The sequence below is a fragment of the Nostoc sp. ChiSLP03a genome (assembly GCF_034531215.2).
GTDB lineage: Bacteria > Cyanobacteriota > Cyanobacteriia > Cyanobacteriales > Nostocaceae > Nostoc.
The window spans coordinates 15,153-32,034 of the sequence record NZ_JAVRBQ020000034.1 but is presented as its reverse complement, the minus strand read 5'-3'; the positions used below and the strand labels follow the sequence as shown (position 1 = coordinate 32,034).

Genomic DNA, 16,882 nt, shown 5'->3' with positions numbered 1-16,882 from the left:
CTCATTACTCATTACTCAACATTCAGCACTACTTGTTGAGTCGCTATCATTAGACGAAACCATGACTGGTTGTTGATATAGTGGCACAGTAAATGTGACTGTTGAGCCAAGTCCTTCGCCCAAACTATAAAAATGTACTTCACCGCCCATAGCCTCCACTAGCTTTTGGGATATTGCCAGTCCCAAACCTGTGCCGCCGTACTGGCGAGTGCGGGAGCCATCCACCTGAGAGAATAATTGAAACAGTTTATCTTGTTTATCTAAAGAAACACCAATACCAGTGTCTGCTACACGTACTCTCACCATGCCGGGAAATTGCTGCTCTTGAAAGTTCGCCTTTTTGAGTACTAAATCAGCGCTGACGGTAACGCCACCCTCATGGGTAAATTTGATGGCATTACCTACCAAATTGAGCATCACTTGTAGTAATCGTTGGTAGTTGCTTTGGACAATGATTTCATCAGAGGTAGCAGGCATTTGCATCTGAAAGCTGAGGTTTCTCATTTCTGCTTGGGGACGCATGAAACCTTCTACATGACTGAATAGCTCATCTAGCTTGACTGGAGCGTAAGCTAGCTCCATTTTTCCAGCTTCGATTTTGGCAATGTCCAAAATGTCGTTGATGATATTCAGCAGATGTATCGATAAGTGATGAGCTTCTGCTAAAAACTGATTTTGTTCTTCTGGGTCGTCTGCCATCCCTTCTAAAATCAGCTTCAAAAAGCCAATCATACCGTTGAGGGGGGTACGAATTTCATGGGATACATTAGCCAGAAACTCACTTTTGAGGCGGGAAGCTTCTTCGGCTTTTTGACGCGCTATTTCTAATTCTTCATATAAAGTAGCATGAGCGATCGCAGTTCCCAATTGATCTGCTGCTTCTTTTGCCAGTTCTAATTCCGATTCTGTTAATGTGTAGCATTCATCCTGCCAATTCAAGGCAACCAATCCGTTAGCTTGGTCTTGATAGCAAGTCGCAACTACTAAAGTTTTCTGCCGCCCAGACTCTTTGTATCCAGGTACTTCCATCGTAACTGGTTCTAGGGTTGCCAAGGCTTTAGCAAAGGCAGGCTCAGAAGCTATATCTATGTCTAAGCCAAGCATTGATTTGAGTTCTGGCTGGCGATACTCAGCTTTCACCTGCACTTTTGAGCTTGAGGGCTGATAAGGACAAATAATGCAGCGTTCTAGCCGCAGTGCTTTCCCCAAACTGTCAACTGTTTGCTGCCAAATAATGTCTAAATCCAATGTCCGGCGAATATTTCTGGTAATGCGATTTACCAATTTTTGGTGTTGCTGCGAACGCAAAGCCAACTCTATTTGTGTAGGCGTTTTTAATGCCACACGCGCTTGTTTTTTGTTGAGTGTCGCTTGTACTAAGCGTCCCATCACTAAAACGGTAGTGGCAGTGGTTCCCAAACTCGGCATAATCGGACTAATCGCTAAGTCCAACTCAAATAATTCTTTCTGATAGCTAAACCAACATTGAAACCTTTCTGGCACCAAACTTGTCAAAATTCGGTGCAATCGTTCCAAATAACTAACCTTATCGACTGGGATAAAGGTTTGAGTCTGGTTCAGCTCGTCAACTATTTTTTCAGTATTTAACCCCAGGAGTTCGCTGTACTGCCAACAAAAGGTCAGATAGCGCCCTGCCCCATCTTGCGTATAAACTAACTCGGCTCCTAGAGTTGGTAATGAGCCATCAGTCTTACTGGTAATAGATTCCAGATTTTGGGAAAATACATTTGACAATTGGGAATTGGCAGTAATAGTCATTAATTGAGTTGGATAGACAAAGGGTATCCGACCGTAATTTTACTAAAGCCGCTGAAATTTAAACATAAATTTTTACAGCTTTTTTGGGTTTGATGGGGTATTTTTTGGTGTTCTGAAAACCAGATTGGCAAACTTTACTTTTTTTAACTTGCATTAACAGTTAAATAATGGCAATGGCGTTAATCGTTCCATTCACCGCGAGGAGGAACAGGGGTACGCACAGGTGTACGCGTTAGTTCGTCATCTCTAAGGAGTTCACCCCGTAACCACTGGCGAATCGCCACCTCAATTACTTTACTTGGGTCATTGGTGAGATGCTGAATTTGCTCTAGTAACTCGGAGTCTAGGCGGACAGCAATTTCTACCTTATCGGCTGGTGTATTTTCCGCTTTGGTAGTTTTCTCTCTCATATTCATAGGTTTATATACTCTGAATTCTTTGAATTGGTTTTGTCTAAAGCTGTGTAAAGTAGTTATATTCATTTATTTGGGCTAATTCGCTGAAAAATTTTCAAGGGCACAATTCAATAGTTCCCTGAAATAGCACCAAAGTAACAGTTTTAAGTTTTAAATCTCATTTTTCATATAACTGACTAGACAATGGCTCTAGAAATTTTGCCGATCGATCGGCGATTACGGGCAATTAGCAGTCGCAATTGCCCACGATCCCTAGATGTACTTATTTACATTTATTGTACGCTCCTAGCTGTTGAATACTAGCAGCGACAAATAGACCTTCATAATATTCTTAAATGTCCACCTATTTAGATCGAAAGTTCAAGATGGGGTGAAGAGGGGACTGGGGATTGGGGACTGGGGATGGTGGGGCCCCTGAAGGGGATAAGGGGTATGGGGACTGGGAACTGGGAAATAATTTTTCTACTATCCAATCCCCAGTCCCCAATCCCCAGTCCCCAATACCCAAAACCCAATCCCCAGTCCCCAATACCCAAAACCCAATACCCAATACCCAATACCCAATACCCAGTCCCCAGTCCCCAGTCCCCAGTCCCCAGTCCCCAGTCCCCAGTCCCCAGTCCCCAGTCCCCAGTCCCCAGTAAAAGCAGCGTCTTGGCTAAGAAAGCATTAAAATACATTAAGTAAATTGCCCTTTTAACTTTGGTTGCTGCTAAGGCAAAGATAGTATATGACTGACGTTCCCGCAGTTCGCATTCGCAATTTTTGTATTATTGCTCACATCGACCACGGGAAATCAACCCTCGCCGATCGCTTGCTACAAGCTACTGGCACTGTTGAAGACCGACAGATGAAGGAACAGTTTCTCGACAATATGGATTTGGAACGGGAGCGCGGCATTACGATTAAGCTGCAAGCTGCCCGGATGAACTACACAGCTAAAGATGGTCAGCAGTATGTGCTGAACTTGATTGATACTCCGGGGCATGTGGATTTCTCTTATGAAGTCTCCCGCTCTCTTGTTGCTTGCGAAGGAGCGCTATTGGTAGTAGATGCGTCTCAAGGTGTGGAGGCGCAAACTTTGGCTAATGTATATTTAGCGTTAGAGAATAACCTGGAAATTATCCCGGTTTTGAATAAAATTGATTTGCCGGGGGCTGAACCAGAACGGGTAATTGGCGAAATTGAAGAAATTATCGGTCTAGATTGCAGTGAGGCGATTCTGGCTTCTGCTAAAGAAGGAATTGGGATTGATGAGATTTTAGAAGCAGTTGTCGAGCGGATACCGCCACCGCCCAATACGATAAATGAACGCTTACGAGCGTTAATTTTTGATAGCTATTACGACAGTTACCGGGGAGTAATTGTGTATTTCCGGGTGATGGATGGCACCGTGAAAAAAGGCGATCGCATCCATTTAATGGCATCGGGTAAAGAATTTGAAATTGATGAATTAGGCGTTCTTTCTCCGACTCAAAAGCAAGTTGATGAACTGCACGCTGGGGAAGTCGGCTATTTGGGAGCGGCAATTAAAGCTGTAGCTGATGCACGAGTAGGAGACACAATTACCCTCAGTAAGGCGAAAGCAGATGCACCCTTACCAGGTTACGCAGAAGCGAACCCGATGGTTTTTTGTGGAATGTTCCCCATTGATGCCGATCAATTTGAAGACTTGCGGGAAGCTTTGGAAAAGCTGGAACTCAACGATGCAGCGCTGCATTACGAACCAGAAACTTCGAGCGCGATGGGGTTTGGCTTCCGTTGCGGGTTCTTGGGTTTGCTGCACATGGAAATTGTTCAGGAACGCCTAGAGCGAGAATATAACCTAGATTTGATCATTACAGCCCCCTCGGTGGTTTATAAGGTGATTACCGTCAAAGGTGAGGAACTGTACATCGATAATCCTAGCCGTTTACCTTCTCCCAACGATCGCGAAAGAATTGAAGAACCTTACGTGCAAGTAGAGATGATTACCCCGGAAACTTATGTTGGCACCTTGATGGAGTTGTCACAAAATCGTCGGGGCATCTTCAAAGATATGAAATATCTCGCCCAAGGACGAACTACCCTTACTTATGAGCTACCTTTGGCGGAAGTTGTAACTGACTTTTTTGACCAGATGAAATCGCGATCGCGCGGTTACGCCAGTATGGAATATCACATCATTGGCTACCGTGAAAATCCTCTGGTGAAGCTGGATATCATGATTAACGGCGATCCCGTCGATTCCTTGGCGATGATTGTACATCGAGATAAAGCTTACAACGTCGGGCGGGCAATGGCAGAAAAACTCAAGGAACTAATTCCCCGCCATCAATTCAAAGTGCCAATTCAGGCATCTATTGGCAGTAAAGTTATTGCCAGCGAACACATCCCTGCTTTGCGTAAAGATGTGCTAGCCAAATGCTACGGTGGTGACATCAGTCGCAAGAAAAAACTTTTGCAGAAGCAAGCAAAAGGTAAAAAGCGGATGAAATCTGTAGGTACTGTAGATGTACCCCAGGAAGCCTTTATGGCAGTACTGCGCTTGGATCAAAGCTAATTTAAGAGTGTTTATCCAAAAACAATTGGCTACTTGCGCCTACATCTCAACCGGAAAAAACATACAGCAGAATTCAGGAGAAAAATACCCTCAATACGCTTCGGTTAAAGGGGAAAGGGTAAAGGGGAAAGGTTTTGAATACATCCTTTACCCGCAAACCCATTCCCCAGACCACAAGGAAAGTGAAAAATTCCAGCATCTTTTCAGAAATAGTGGTAACTTGCTGTTGGTATATTTTCTAAGGTAGTGGTAAATATATAGTGATAGCAAAGACTGTAAACCCTTACTATATAAGGACTGACAAGATAAAAATCACTACTTTTATACCACTACCCAAAATATCATGAGTCGCAAGCAGGCCCAAGAAAAACTCTCTGAGGCAGAGCGAAAATATCGCACTCTGGTAGAACAAATTCCGGGCGTTGTATATATCTCACCGATTAATACCACTGCAAATGAAGCTTATATTAGTCCGCAACTGCAACAATTATTGGGCATTGCTCCCGAAGATTGGAATCCTGGTTTATTCAATAGTTGGTTAGATTACACTCATCCAAACGATCGCGATCGCCTTTGGCAAGCTGTAAACACTACAATCGCTACCGGAGAGCCTTTGAGGATTGAGTATCGGATGATTAGGCGCGATGGCAGAACAATTTGGGTACGAAACCAAGCCAATCTCGTTTTTTGTGCCGATGGACAAACTCAGCTACTTCAGGGTTTAGTATTGGATATTAGCGATGTCTATGACGAACTTTGTTTACGCAAACAAGCACAAGAGAGCGAAGAACTTTATCGTACCATCCTCGAAGACCAAACAGAATTGATTGCTAGAGGCTTACCAGATGGCACTTTTACCTTTATTAATGAAGCTTACTGTCGATTTTTTGGACTAGAGCGAGACAAAATTATCGGTCAGCACTACAAACCTGTTGTGTTTGAGGAAGACCAAGAACGTGTTTTTAGTCTGGTAAATTCCATTAGCTTAGAAAATCCCGTTATCACAATTGAAAATCGCGTTGTAGCTTGCCAAGGAGTGCGGTGGACGCAGTGGATTGTTCGAGGGATATTTGATGACCAAGGTGCGATTGTAGAACTTCAATCTGTTGGACGAGATATTACCGATCGCAAACTGGTAGAACAAGCTTTAAGTGAAAATGAACAAAAATTCCGGGCGATTTTCAATCAAACCATTCAGTTTATCGGATTGCTTCAGCCGAATGGAATTGTATTAGAAGCCAACCAAACAGCACTAGACTTTGCTGGGATTAATCGAGAAGAAGTAGTTGGCAAGCCTTTTTGGGAAGCAAAGTGGTGGACAATTTCTCTAAATACTCAAGAGCAATTAAAAACTGCGATCGCAGCTGCTGCTAAAGGTGAATCTATCCGTTATGAAGTTGAGATTTTAGGTCGAGATCGTCAAGCGATCGCGATTGATTTCTCACTGCGTCCTATACTCGATCGAACCGGGCATATTACCCTACTGCTCTCAGAAGGACGAGATATTACTGAATATAAAGTCGCGCTTCAGGAACGCCACAAAGCTGAAGAGGCATTGCGCTCCAGTCAAGACTTTCTGCAAAAGGTTGCTAATACTATACCGCATATTTTGTATTTGTTTGACCTCTTACAAGGAACAAGTATCTATCTTAATCAGAAAAGTGTGGCTATTTTAGGCTACTCTCCAGAGGAATTTTGTAACGCAGATCCGCAGTGGCTAATGAATTGCTTTCATCCAGACGATCGATACCTCTGCTATGACATACCGAATCGCTTTGTTAACCTGAACGACAATGAAGTACTTTCCACTGAATACCGATTCCGACACAAAAATGGAGAGTGGCGTTGGCTAAATACACGAGAAGTCGTATTTACCAGAGATGCTAACGGCACTCCAACGCAGATTCTTGGCTCGGTAGAAGACATCAGCACTCGTAAAGAAGCTGAAGTGATGTTGCGACAGCAAGCAGAGGGAGAACGGTTAATTACTGAAGTCACTCAACAGATTCGGCAATCACTGAATTTGGAGGAGGTTCTGAATACAACAGTAAATAGTATTCGCCAGTGTTTAGGTTCAGATTCCGTAGCTATCTATCAGTTAGAATCTGACGGAAGTGGGAATTTTGCGGCAAAATCAGTGGGTGATGACTATCCTCAGAGATTAGAACTGACAATGCATCCATTTTCGCTCAAACAAGATTTTAGCGACTATTACCAAGGATTACCTAAAGTTTTCCATAACATTCAGGAATCTGATTTTTCAGCCGAGGTTTTTGAGTTATTACAACTCTATCAAGTTAAAGCGGCTATAATAGTGCCGATTTTAAATGAAGAGCATCTGTGGGGTTTACTCATTGTTCACCAGTGTATCGCACCTCGTTATTGGCAAGCGTTTGAAGTGAATTTGTTGCAGCAATTGGCTAGTCAAGTAGCGATCGCTATTCATCAATCAGTACTTTACCAGCAAGTGCAAGCTGCCAATGAAGAATTACAAAGATTAGCTACTCTAGATGGCTTGACTCAAATAGCCAATCGCCGCCGATTTGATGAGTATCTGGAAGCTGAGTGGCAGCGACTCAAACGCGAGCAACTTTCACTGTCTTTAATTTTGTTAGATGTCGATTTTTTTAAACTCTACAATGATACTTATGGTCATTTAGGAGGGGATGATTGTTTGCGGCAATTAGCAAGTGCCCTCAAAAATATTGTTAAGCGTCCAGCCGATTTAGTCGCTCGTTACGGTGGAGAAGAATTTGCTATCATTCTGCCTAATACAGAGATTCAAGGAGCAATCTATGTAGCTCAAACTATTCGACAAGCAGTCCGCGACTTAGCCATTCCCCATGCTCAATCTCGCGTGTGCGATCATGTTACCGTTAGTCTAGGTGTTGTTAGCATTGTGCCAAATTCTGAAATTTCGCCGCCAGACTTGATTAATGCAGCAGACAAAGCACTTTATGTAGCCAAACAGCAAGGACGCGATCGAGTTCATGCTGTTTCCGTCCTTATCCCTTCTTGACAACTGAGTTGCAAAGGGCAGTCTCAACTGTTCTGATTACGAATTATTACTATACCTTGCTTTCTCTCCTTAGCCTACAGTTGATAACCTTTAACAAAATCACTGTTAAAAAATCTAAAAATTTTAGTAAAAGTACTCACTGCATTCGCCAGACTTGTATTTTTAGGTAAATGTAGTTTGTTAGATATTTATAAAGTGTTGGGGAGTCTAGTAGATGAAGATACTGGTACTGAGTTGGGAGTTTCCACCAAGGATTATTGGGGGAATTGCGCGACATGTGGCGGAGTTGTACCCGGAGCTGGTAAAGCTAGGACATGAAATTCACCTGATTACAGCTGAGTTTGGTCACGCATCCATGTATGAGGTTGTTGAAGGAGTAAAGATACATCGAGTGCCAGTGGCATATAGTAACGACTTTTTCCACTGGGTAGTGAATCTCAACTTGAGTATGGGAGATCACGGTGGTAAATTGATTTTAGAAGAAGGGCCCTTTGATTTAATTCATGCCCATGATTGGTTAGTCGGAGATGCTGCGATCGCTCTCAAGCATAATTTTAAAATACCACTAATTGCCACAATTCATGCTACCGAATACGGAAGATACAACGGTATTCACACAGATATTCAAGGTTATATAAATGGCAAAGAAATCTTGTTAGCTTACAATGCGTGGCGGATTATTGTTTGTAGCGACTATATGCGCCAAGAAGTAGAACGAGCGCTCTACAGTCCTTGGGACAAAATTGATGTCATTTATAACGGTATCCGAGCCGAAAAGAAAAAGCATCACATCGATTTTCATGCTCTGGATTTTCGCCGTCAATTTGCCGCAGACGAAGAGAAAATAGTTTACTACCTCGGTCGTATGACCTACGAAAAAGGTATACCTATATTACTTAATGCCGCACCCAAAATCCTTTCAGAAATGGGAGGTAATGTTAAATTTGTGATCGTTGGTGGCGGCAATACCGACCATCTCAAGCGCCAAGCCTGGGATTTAGGAATTTGGCATCATTGCTATTTTACCGGTTTTCTCTCCGATGAATACTTAGATAAATTTCAAACTGTCGCAGACTGCGCGGTTTTTCCGAGTCTTTACGAACCATTTGGGATTGTAGCTTTAGAAAGCTTTGCTTCTTGCGTACCCGTGGTAGTTTCTGATACTGGTGGTTTTCCAGAAGTAGTGCAACATACCAAAACAGGCATTGTCACTTGGGTGAACAATCCCGATTCTTTAGCTTGGGGAATTTTGGAAGTGCTGAAAAATCCAGGTTATCGTCAATGGCTGGTGGATAATGCTTATGAGGATTTAGAGCGCCGCTTTAGCTGGCCGAAACTCGCCAAGCAAACTGAGCAAGTATATCAGCAAGTCGTACAAGAGCGATCGCAAATACCGTGGTAAGATAGCTCCCCGATTTCTTTAAGAAGTTGGGGAGCTAAAATTTTATTTGAACTTGCATAAATCCTTAATCAACCTTTGATAAGTTTATAGCTGGTACTGCTGCAATTTCTGGAGTAGTACAAATTTAATCTGGTTTTAGATATTACAGCATAGTTCAAGTTGGTAAGGTACACAAGCTAAATCTGTTACTCAGGTATAAAGCATGTTTTACTCCTGAACTATGCTGTATTTTTGGAATTGCAAAATCAGTAACACGAGAAAAAGCTAATTCATCAAGGATGACTATATGAAACTGCTTCCTTTGGATAAACTAGGAGCTAGAGAAGCCAACGGTATTGTTGATTTTGGACTATTTCTACCTTGGGTTTCTCAAAAGGATGGGAATCGACTAATAATTAAAATTATTCACGAAAAAGATCAATTTCTCCAAGATATTCAGCCCTTAGAATTTGAACTCAAGCATTCTATTGACTCAGAGTATGGTGATTATTGGTCAACTCAAATAGATATCAAAACTCAATCAAAACCCAGTGTCAAATCTGCATGGGGAGAACCAGGGAGATATGTTTACCGCTATTGCTTACAAAATCCCAATCGGGGAGAAATAGATTGGATTATTGACCCTTTTGCCAGAGAATTTGGTGTAGGGAAATTATCCGCTTTCACGCTTGGCTATCAACAATATGAGTGGAGCCAGAAGGAAAAAACTTGGAAAACTCCAAACTTAAAAGATATCGTTCTCTACGAATTGATGATTGATGAATTCGGCGGCAATATTGATGGAACAATTGAAAAACTCGCCTATCTAGCAGATTTGGGAGTTAATTGTCTAGAAATCATGCCACTTTCCAATGTAGCCTTAACAGTAGATTGGGGTTTTTTACCAATTGGCTATTTTGGTGTAGATGAACGATTTGGTAAAAGAAAAGATTTACAAGGTTTAATTGATGCGGCACATCAAAACAACATTGCTGTAATTGTAGATGCCGTTTATGGTCACACTGGTGATAGTTTTCCATACTCTTATGTTTACAGAAAACTAGGGTATCGTGAGAATCCTTTTATGGGGACATTTGCTAAAGATTTATTTGGTGAAAGTACAGACTATAATCGCAAGTTTACCCAAGACTTTTTCTATACAGTCAATTATCATTGGCTAGATGTTTATCATGTTGATGGTTTTCGCTATGACTGCGTACCCAATTACTGGGACGGTTCTACAGGAGTTGGTTATGCTAACTTAGTTTTTAACACTTACAAAACAGTCAAAGAAAAGAGACAAGCTGGCGAGTATTGGCAGAGATTCTTTAACAATGACACAAACGATGACACGATCAATTTGATTCAGTGTGCTGAACAATTAGAAGGGCCAAAGGAGATTCTCGAACAAACTTATACCAACTCTACTTGGCAAAATGAAACTTTTGGTGCAGCTGAAAGTGTAGCTCGTGGAAATAAAGGTGATTTAGCTAATCTTGGCTTTAAACTAGGTCTAGATGGCTATCCTTCAGAGATTACAAACAATGGTGACAAAATTGCTAAAACAGCACTGCAATATATAGAAAATCATGACCACTCCCGCTTTGTTTGTAACTTTGGTACGATCGCCCGCGATAATGATTTATTAAAAGAAGGTAATCGTGATTTATGGTATAAAGTTCAGCCTTACCTAATTGGGATTTTCACTGGTAAAGGGATTCCGCTACTGTGGCAAGGTCAGGAATTTGGTGAAAACTATTTCCTGCCAGAACAAGGTTTTGGTAGAGTGATGTTGCTTCGACCTGTACGATGGGATTATTTTTATGACCCCATTGGTAAGAGCGTACTTTCCTTAGTACGTAAGTTGATTAAACTGCGTAGTCAGCAACCGCAGTTTACGGAAGGCGACCATTTCTTTTACAACGATTATGACCGCTATCATTCCAAAAATGTGCTGCTATTCTCGCGCAAACATGGTAACAAGTTTAGCCTAGTAGCACTTAACTTTAGCGATCGCGATCAAAATGTACCCTTCTGGTTCCCAATTTCTGGCAATTATCAGGAAGAACTAAATGGTAAAAACAATTTAATCGGCGTTCCCAGTTATTCAGAATATTGGGTAACTATTCCCAGTAACTACGGAAGCATCTGGACAGTGACAACCAATACCTAATCTATTTTAGGTTCGATCTGGCCAGAATTAAACGCTACAAGCAATGTAGAGATTTTTGCACAGTAACGCAGAGAATTAACGATCGCTCTGCGTTATTTTGCGTTAACAAACAGTACAAGACCTGTACGCTGGAAATTCTACCCGATCTAGTGCCAAAGTTAAGCTAGTGCGTGTCTAAGTTGCAGATTTTTTCGTTAAAACTGTCATTTGCGATTGGTTATTCACAACAACTGATAAATGACTAATGACAAAAGACAAATTTCACGAATAAATAAGCAATTAAAATGCGTCACAGCCTAGCAATAATTGCAGTTTGCTCTAGAAGTTTAGTATGACAAAGGCATTCCCAAGCATAGCAAGGCGCTTGAAAAGTACAGGAATCAAGTTGTTGAAGATGGGAACCTTCCTAATAACCCGTTTTATTGCAAGCTGGAAACGCTTCTTCCTAGGTGATACTGTTGATGTTCGCTCCTCCACCTCTGGCTCCTTTGATATCCGTCCCTCCTTAGCGGGCCCAGTCCTGAGTTTGGGTGGGGGAGGCCCCGATGTCGATGATGCTATCCAGTGGATGATTAACCAAGTTAGGGGAGGTAGTAACTCCAGCACTAAAGTTAATGTTGTAGTTCTCCGCACTAATGGTAATCACGATTACAATCGGCTAATTTATGCCATGAAGGGCGTAAATTTTGTGGAAACTCTTCTGGTTAGGGATAGACAAGAGGCAAACAAAACTGAGATTTATGAAAAAATCCGAAATGCTGATGTAGTTTTCTTTGCTGGCGGGGATCAATGTCAATATATCCGCAACTGGAAAGATACCAAGCTTGAGGCTGCTGTTAAGTCAGTTTATCTTAAGGGAGGTGGTATTGGTGGCACTAGTGCAGGTGCAATGATCCAAAGTGATTGTGTCTATGATGCTTGCGCTTCTTCCGAAAAAGGCATTGAAACTAGAGACGCACTCGAAGATCCCTACCGAGACATTACTTTTACTTACAATTTTTTCAATTGGAGTAATTTGAAGGGAACTATCGTAGATACACACTTTGACAGACGGGAAAGAATGGGTCGAATTATGACTTTCATTGCCCGTCAAATTAAGGATGGTGTATCTAGCAGTGTTTTAGGTATAGCGGTTAGTGAAAGTACGTCGGTTCTTGTGGATAAAAACGGTTTGGTGAAAGTTATGGGTAGGGGTGCGGCATACTTTGTACTTGGCAATCATCTGCCAGAAGTATGCGAACCCCGAAAGCCTTTGACCTTTTCCAATTACAAAATTTGGAAAGTTCGCAGTGGCGACACCTTCAACTTAGGAAATAGACCAACTTCTGGGTACTATCTCAGGAGTGTCAAAAGGGGACGGATTGATTCAAATCCCTATTGAGTGGGAGGGCTGATTCAGTCTATTTCAAACCGGATTTGTGACGATGGTTAGCGAGAAAATTGTAAGTAAGCTGTTACGCATTTAATTTGTATATTTAATCGTGAGAGTTGTCATTGGTCATTGGTCATTAGTCATTTGTATTTCAAAGGATAGATGACCAATTGACTTAGGACAGTCTGAATGCAAAAATGTACAATCTAGACGCGCATCAATTTAATCGTGAGAGTTGTCATTGGTCATTGATCCTTTTCTCTTTAACCGAATTGTATTGCCCCAAACTCTCCCCGATGCTTTGGGCAGGGGGAGCGTTTGCCTTAGCAAATGCGGGGTGGAGTTCTTTATTTTTGATTTATGCAAGAGGTCTAATTTTTAATTGTTATAACCCTTAATTTTTATTATGTTCTAATTTTGAAAATAGCTTTCAGGAGCTTTTAGCTCACTTGGTCAGGAGGGTTAAATAAAAGTAATTTTAGAAAGGAATTTGACAGAATTTGAGCTTCGTTTTGCTCGGCTCAACTTAGCATATATAAGATTTTGAAAGTAATTTCGGGCAATATTAAGCGCTGATAGGTTGTTCAGATTCAATTAACTGATTGTTCGGTACATCAAATCTAATAGTACTAGCTGCCCAGTCTTTGAAATCGGGTGCTAGCCAGACTAGCTTACGCAGAATTTCATCATTGACCCACAATACCAAGGGAAACTGAAACTGTTTCCGAAACTCATCTCGCATGATATTGGTACTAATAATCAGTTGGTTAATTGCCACTACAGATTCTAAGCCTCGTACCATCAAAGCTTCGGGTTGAGTAGTACCAATTTCACTTCTAATAGCTGTGTATAATTTATCATCAGTAGGTGAGAGTACAATTTCGTGGATATCTGCTGATGAAAATTCTGTTAGCAAATTCATCACTTGCTCCTGCTTTTGAACACAGTTGCAACAAGCTAATAACAGTGAAAACTGTCCGCCAGAAACCATCATCGCCCTTGCCAGTCTCTTAGTAGCTGCTGTGCTGCTAACTGTGCCGTTTTCTGAATTGGTTAAGCCGATCATGAAAAACACCCTTCTTTTGATTTTCAAGCATATTCAGTGATTCTACCCTATTAATTTTTATTCAAAAGTGTTAATTGGGTAACTTTGATAACTTTTTTCTGTAATATTAAGCATTATATAACGAACAAGCAGATGGTGCATTATCTCATTTTCACAATTTAGGGAGAATGTAAAGAGAATATCAACACAAGGTCTGCAACAGGGGACACGCGAAGAATTAACAATTGCATTATCACTGGATTTTCATAGATTTTTGCCTCTGCTAACAATTAAGTAATTTTTTTAATTTAATAGTAAAAAAAATATTCAGTAAAAGTCTAACAGTAAATGTTAGCAAGTGGCAAAAGTTATAACAGTTTTCAAATGCACCCCTACTTAAACATTAGGTTTTCTATGTCACCCTTCTTTTGCGATCGCCCTATAACTTTGCTTCACGCTAACACCAGTTATCAACAGCAGTAAACCCCCTACAGCAAGAGTTAACCGCGTCACAGGGTCTTTTCAATCAGCCATTTGGGGAGGGATATTGAGTCGGGAGTAGTAAAATAGTCTCAACACAAGATGCAGAAATCTTGTTGCATTAAAGCTAACTCATCCGTTTGATAGAACTGTACATTGAAGATGTCGCTCCGTTAGTGGAGGACAGGGAATATTTAGCTTTCTAAGATCGATTTAGAACATCTGAACTATAACAACAAGTTTGGAATTTGCTCAATTGCTACATTTTTTGAAGTTGATAGCCAATAACAAACGTACTGTAAATATTTATTTAATTTTTTGGAAACCAATTAGGAATATTTAGGAATATTACATCATGCTATTTAAAAATCGGAGGTTTGCGGGTCAAGTTTTGGCTCAAGAGTTAACCGCTTATGCTAATGACCCAGATGTTGTGGTATTAGGGCTACCAAGGGGTGGTGTACCCATTGCTTTTGAAGTTGCCAAAACCTTAAATGCTCCCTTAGATGTTTTAGTGGTACGTAAATTGGGTGTGCCCGATCGAGAAGAACTAGCGATGGGAGCGATCGCTTCTGGTGGTGTGCGGATAGTCAATAAACATATTATCAACCTGGTGAAGATATCCGATGAAGTAATTGCCAAGGTGGCGCTACAAGAAGAACGGGAGTTAGAGCGGCGGGAACGGCTTTATCGCCAAAATCGCCCGTTAAGAGATTTGAAAGGACGCACAGTCATCTTGGTAGATGATGGTTTAGCAACGGGTGCAACGATGTGGGCTGCTGTTGTAACTGTGCGAAAACAGCAACCTGCTCAGATTGCGATCGCTGTGCCTGTGGCTGCACCTGAAACTTGCCAAGAGTTAGAAACTGAGGTTGACGAAATCGTTTGCATCTCCAGACCCAACCCTTTCCAAAGTGTTGGTCTTTGGTACGAAAGCTTTCCTCAAACGACCGATGAAGAAGTCTGCGACTTACTCGCAAAAGCGACAAAGAACGGTGAAGCAATACCTCTTGGTATGTAGAGAAAGATTAAGTTTATGAGATAGTCTCAACTCCCGAATTGAAGTTTTAACGGGACAGAAATCAAATGGCGTGATGATAGCGGTTCGGATTAGTGATGTTGCCGATACAAAAACGTCGCTCGAGTATACAAACTAGTTGATATGGTTGAATAATGCTGAGTTCATCTGAAACAGCACCCGATGTTTCACGAGCCATACTCAATAATCCCCAAGAATAAATTATGTCTCTGATTGAAAACAAAGTGGTAATCATCACCGGAGCCAGCAGTGGCTTAGGCGAGGCAACTGCCAAGCGACTTGCTGCTAGTGGAGCTAAACTGATGCTGGCTGCTCGACGCGAAGATCGGCTAAAAGATTTGGTTGGAGCGATCGCTAAATCAGGAGGAACTGCAACCTATCAAGTAACGGATGTCGCAGATAGCGCCCAAGTGGAAGCTTTAGCCAAGGAAACTTTGAGTACATACAGCCGGATCGACGTGCTAATCAATAATGCCGGATTGATGCCGCTTTCTGCCCTCGACCAAGTAAAGGTAGACGAGTGGGAGCGGATGATCGATATCAACATTAAGGGCGTTCTTTATGGAATTGCTGCCGTGTTGCCGATTATGCGTCAGCAAAAGTCTGGTCACGTCATTAACCTATCATCAGTGGCCGGACATAAAGTGTTTCCGGGAGCGGCCGTCTACTGTGCCACCAAGTACGCAGTGCGGGCGATTTCTGAGGGGCTGCGGCTAGAGTCAAATGGTGAAATCCGTTCGACTAATATCTCACCAGGAGCCGTTGCCACTGAATTGGGTAATACGATTACCGATAAAGACGCAGCAGCAGGAATTAACCAACTTTATGAAATCGCCATTGATGCAGATGCCATTGCCCGTGCGATCGCATACGCCATAGAGCAACCCAGTGATGTTGATGTGAATGAAATCATCATCCGTCCGACACGTCAAGAACTTTAAATTTAGGCTTACAGAGCAAGCATTCGGCTCAGATAGCCAGACGATATCTTGAACGCGCCAGTCAGTATAGAAATCTCACTAAAAAAAACTCTGTGTACCTCTGCGCTTTCTTTAGCGTCGCTTTGCGTTTCAAAACGTAACTATTTTAGGCAAAGCTGTATAAATTGTCAGTGTCAGATTAATAAGTCCAGTTTTGCTTAGTCTGTAAACTGTAGTGGCGTGGCAAGGCTAAAGTAATGCATTAGAAAAACTCTTGTGGGATGGGCTTCTAGCCCGTCCTAATTGGCAGGCAAGATGCACGCCCCACAAGAAAATTTATTGCAACATTTTAGCCTTGCCACGCCAGTAAACTTTATCACCTATGCTCTCTAAATCTGCAATGGGCATGAGTAGCTGTGTAGGGAACCCAAATGCACCCAAGCATCGATTTCACCTCGGCAAAATCGGGGCAGCGCCTTCGATTGTGTCAAATAAACTAGTTCAATGCCACTAAAATCAAGTCCGACTTTTGCTTGCGATCGCACAAGCAGATCATAAGCGCTTGAGCCTTTGTCAAAAGCGAGCTTTTTACCTTTTAGGTCGGCCAGCGTCTGAATCGGCGAATCTTCCGCTACTAGAATCTCTTGACCTTTGGGAGCGGTATAATTCTTCACTATACATATTTATTTTGATATTAATAAAACGTCGATACATGA

The 16,882-nt window shown here is 41.9% G+C and carries 12 protein-coding genes; 7 read left to right on the top strand and 5 right to left on the bottom strand.

The window, feature by feature from the left end; translation table 11 throughout:
- Positions 1–15: 15 nt before the first annotated feature.
- On the bottom strand, positions 16–1,779 hold the full coding sequence (locus RMY32_RS05055) for a sensor histidine kinase (protein ID WP_322715274.1): 1,764 nt from the start codon (positions 1,777–1,779) through the stop codon (positions 16–18).
- 179 nt (positions 1,780–1,958) lie between these two features.
- Positions 1,959–2,195: a hypothetical protein gene (locus RMY32_RS05050; RefSeq protein WP_094353260.1), complete on the bottom strand. Its 237-nt coding sequence runs from the start codon at positions 2,193–2,195 to the stop codon at positions 1,959–1,961.
- A 730-nt stretch (positions 2,196–2,925) separates the two neighbouring features.
- On the opposite strand from RMY32_RS05050, the gene lepA reads away from it, so the two are divergent.
- The 5 genes from lepA (at position 2,926) to RMY32_RS05025 (ending at position 12,691) form a co-directional block, all read left to right on the top strand.
- Entirely contained in the window at positions 2,926–4,737 is a 1,812-nt protein-coding gene (gene lepA, locus RMY32_RS05045) for a translation elongation factor 4 (RefSeq protein ID WP_322695485.1), read from the top strand.
- 343 nt (positions 4,738–5,080) lie between these two features.
- Positions 5,081–7,756 (top strand): PAS domain S-box protein, encoded by a 2,676-nt coding sequence (locus RMY32_RS05040; protein ID WP_322715273.1) that lies wholly within the window; start codon positions 5,081–5,083, stop codon positions 7,754–7,756.
- 214 nt (positions 7,757–7,970) lie between these two features.
- A complete protein-coding gene (locus RMY32_RS05035; protein ID WP_322715272.1) occupies positions 7,971–9,158 on the top strand; it encodes a glycosyltransferase family 4 protein in 1,188 nt (395 codons plus the stop codon).
- A 286-nt stretch (positions 9,159–9,444) separates the two neighbouring features.
- Positions 9,445–11,310 carry an alpha-amylase family glycosyl hydrolase gene (locus tag RMY32_RS05030; protein ID WP_322715271.1) on the top strand — a complete coding sequence of 622 codons (1,866 nt, stop codon included), beginning with the start codon at positions 9,445–9,447 and terminating at the stop codon, positions 11,308–11,310.
- A gap of 331 nt (positions 11,311–11,641) precedes the next feature.
- Positions 11,642–12,691, top strand: a complete 1,050-nt coding sequence (locus RMY32_RS05025) for a cyanophycinase (protein ID WP_322715270.1) — start codon at positions 11,642–11,644, stop codon at positions 12,689–12,691.
- A gap of 556 nt (positions 12,692–13,247) precedes the next feature.
- Here RMY32_RS05025 and RMY32_RS05020 read toward each other — a convergent pair.
- Positions 13,248–13,748 carry a hypothetical protein gene (locus RMY32_RS05020; protein WP_322715269.1) on the bottom strand — a complete coding sequence of 167 codons (501 nt, stop codon included), beginning with the start codon at positions 13,746–13,748 and terminating at the stop codon, positions 13,248–13,250.
- Between the two features lie 814 nt (positions 13,749–14,562).
- Here RMY32_RS05020 and RMY32_RS05015 point away from each other — a divergent pair.
- Positions 14,563–15,228 (top strand): phosphoribosyltransferase, encoded by a 666-nt coding sequence (locus RMY32_RS05015; RefSeq protein WP_322715267.1) that lies wholly within the window; start codon positions 14,563–14,565, stop codon positions 15,226–15,228.
- 61 nt (positions 15,229–15,289) lie between these two features.
- Here RMY32_RS05015 and RMY32_RS05010 read toward each other — a convergent pair whose 3' ends face one another.
- Positions 15,290–15,424 carry a hypothetical protein gene (locus RMY32_RS05010; protein WP_322715266.1) on the bottom strand — a complete coding sequence of 45 codons (135 nt, stop codon included), beginning with the start codon at positions 15,422–15,424 and terminating at the stop codon, positions 15,290–15,292.
- Positions 15,425–15,449: 25 nt separating this feature from the next.
- On the opposite strand from RMY32_RS05010, the gene RMY32_RS05005 reads away from it, so the two are divergent.
- Entirely contained in the window at positions 15,450–16,187 is a 738-nt protein-coding gene (locus RMY32_RS05005; protein ID WP_322715265.1) for an SDR family oxidoreductase, read from the top strand.
- Positions 16,188–16,555: 368 nt separating this feature from the next.
- Here the strand turns inward: RMY32_RS05005 and RMY32_RS05000 are convergent, their stop codons facing one another.
- The gene (locus tag RMY32_RS05000) at positions 16,556–16,840 is read right to left on the bottom strand and encodes an ABC transporter substrate-binding protein (RefSeq protein WP_322715264.1); all 285 of its coding nucleotides are present in this window, start codon (positions 16,838–16,840) and stop codon (positions 16,556–16,558) included.
- Positions 16,841–16,882: the final 42 nt, after the last annotated feature.

Coding starts and splice junctions, on each gene's coding strand:
- RMY32_RS05055 (WP_322715274.1), bottom strand. CDS start 1,779: ATGACTATTACTGCCAATTCCCAATTGTCAAATGTATTTTCCCAAAAT.
- RMY32_RS05050 (WP_094353260.1), bottom strand. CDS start 2,195: ATGAATATGAGAGAGAAAACTACCAAAGCGGAAAATACACCAGCCGAT.
- lepA (WP_322695485.1), top strand. CDS start 2,926: ATGACTGACGTTCCCGCAGTTCGCATTCGCAATTTTTGTATTATTGCT.
- RMY32_RS05040 (WP_322715273.1), top strand. CDS start 5,081: ATGAGTCGCAAGCAGGCCCAAGAAAAACTCTCTGAGGCAGAGCGAAAA.
- RMY32_RS05035 (WP_322715272.1), top strand. CDS start 7,971: ATGAAGATACTGGTACTGAGTTGGGAGTTTCCACCAAGGATTATTGGG.
- RMY32_RS05030 (WP_322715271.1), top strand. CDS start 9,445: ATGAAACTGCTTCCTTTGGATAAACTAGGAGCTAGAGAAGCCAACGGT.
- RMY32_RS05025 (WP_322715270.1), top strand. CDS start 11,642: ATGACAAAGGCATTCCCAAGCATAGCAAGGCGCTTGAAAAGTACAGGA.
- RMY32_RS05020 (WP_322715269.1), bottom strand. CDS start 13,748: ATGATCGGCTTAACCAATTCAGAAAACGGCACAGTTAGCAGCACAGCA.
- RMY32_RS05015 (WP_322715267.1), top strand. CDS start 14,563: ATGCTATTTAAAAATCGGAGGTTTGCGGGTCAAGTTTTGGCTCAAGAG.
- RMY32_RS05010 (WP_322715266.1), bottom strand. CDS start 15,424: ATGGCTCGTGAAACATCGGGTGCTGTTTCAGATGAACTCAGCATTATT.
- RMY32_RS05005 (WP_322715265.1), top strand. CDS start 15,450: ATGTCTCTGATTGAAAACAAAGTGGTAATCATCACCGGAGCCAGCAGT.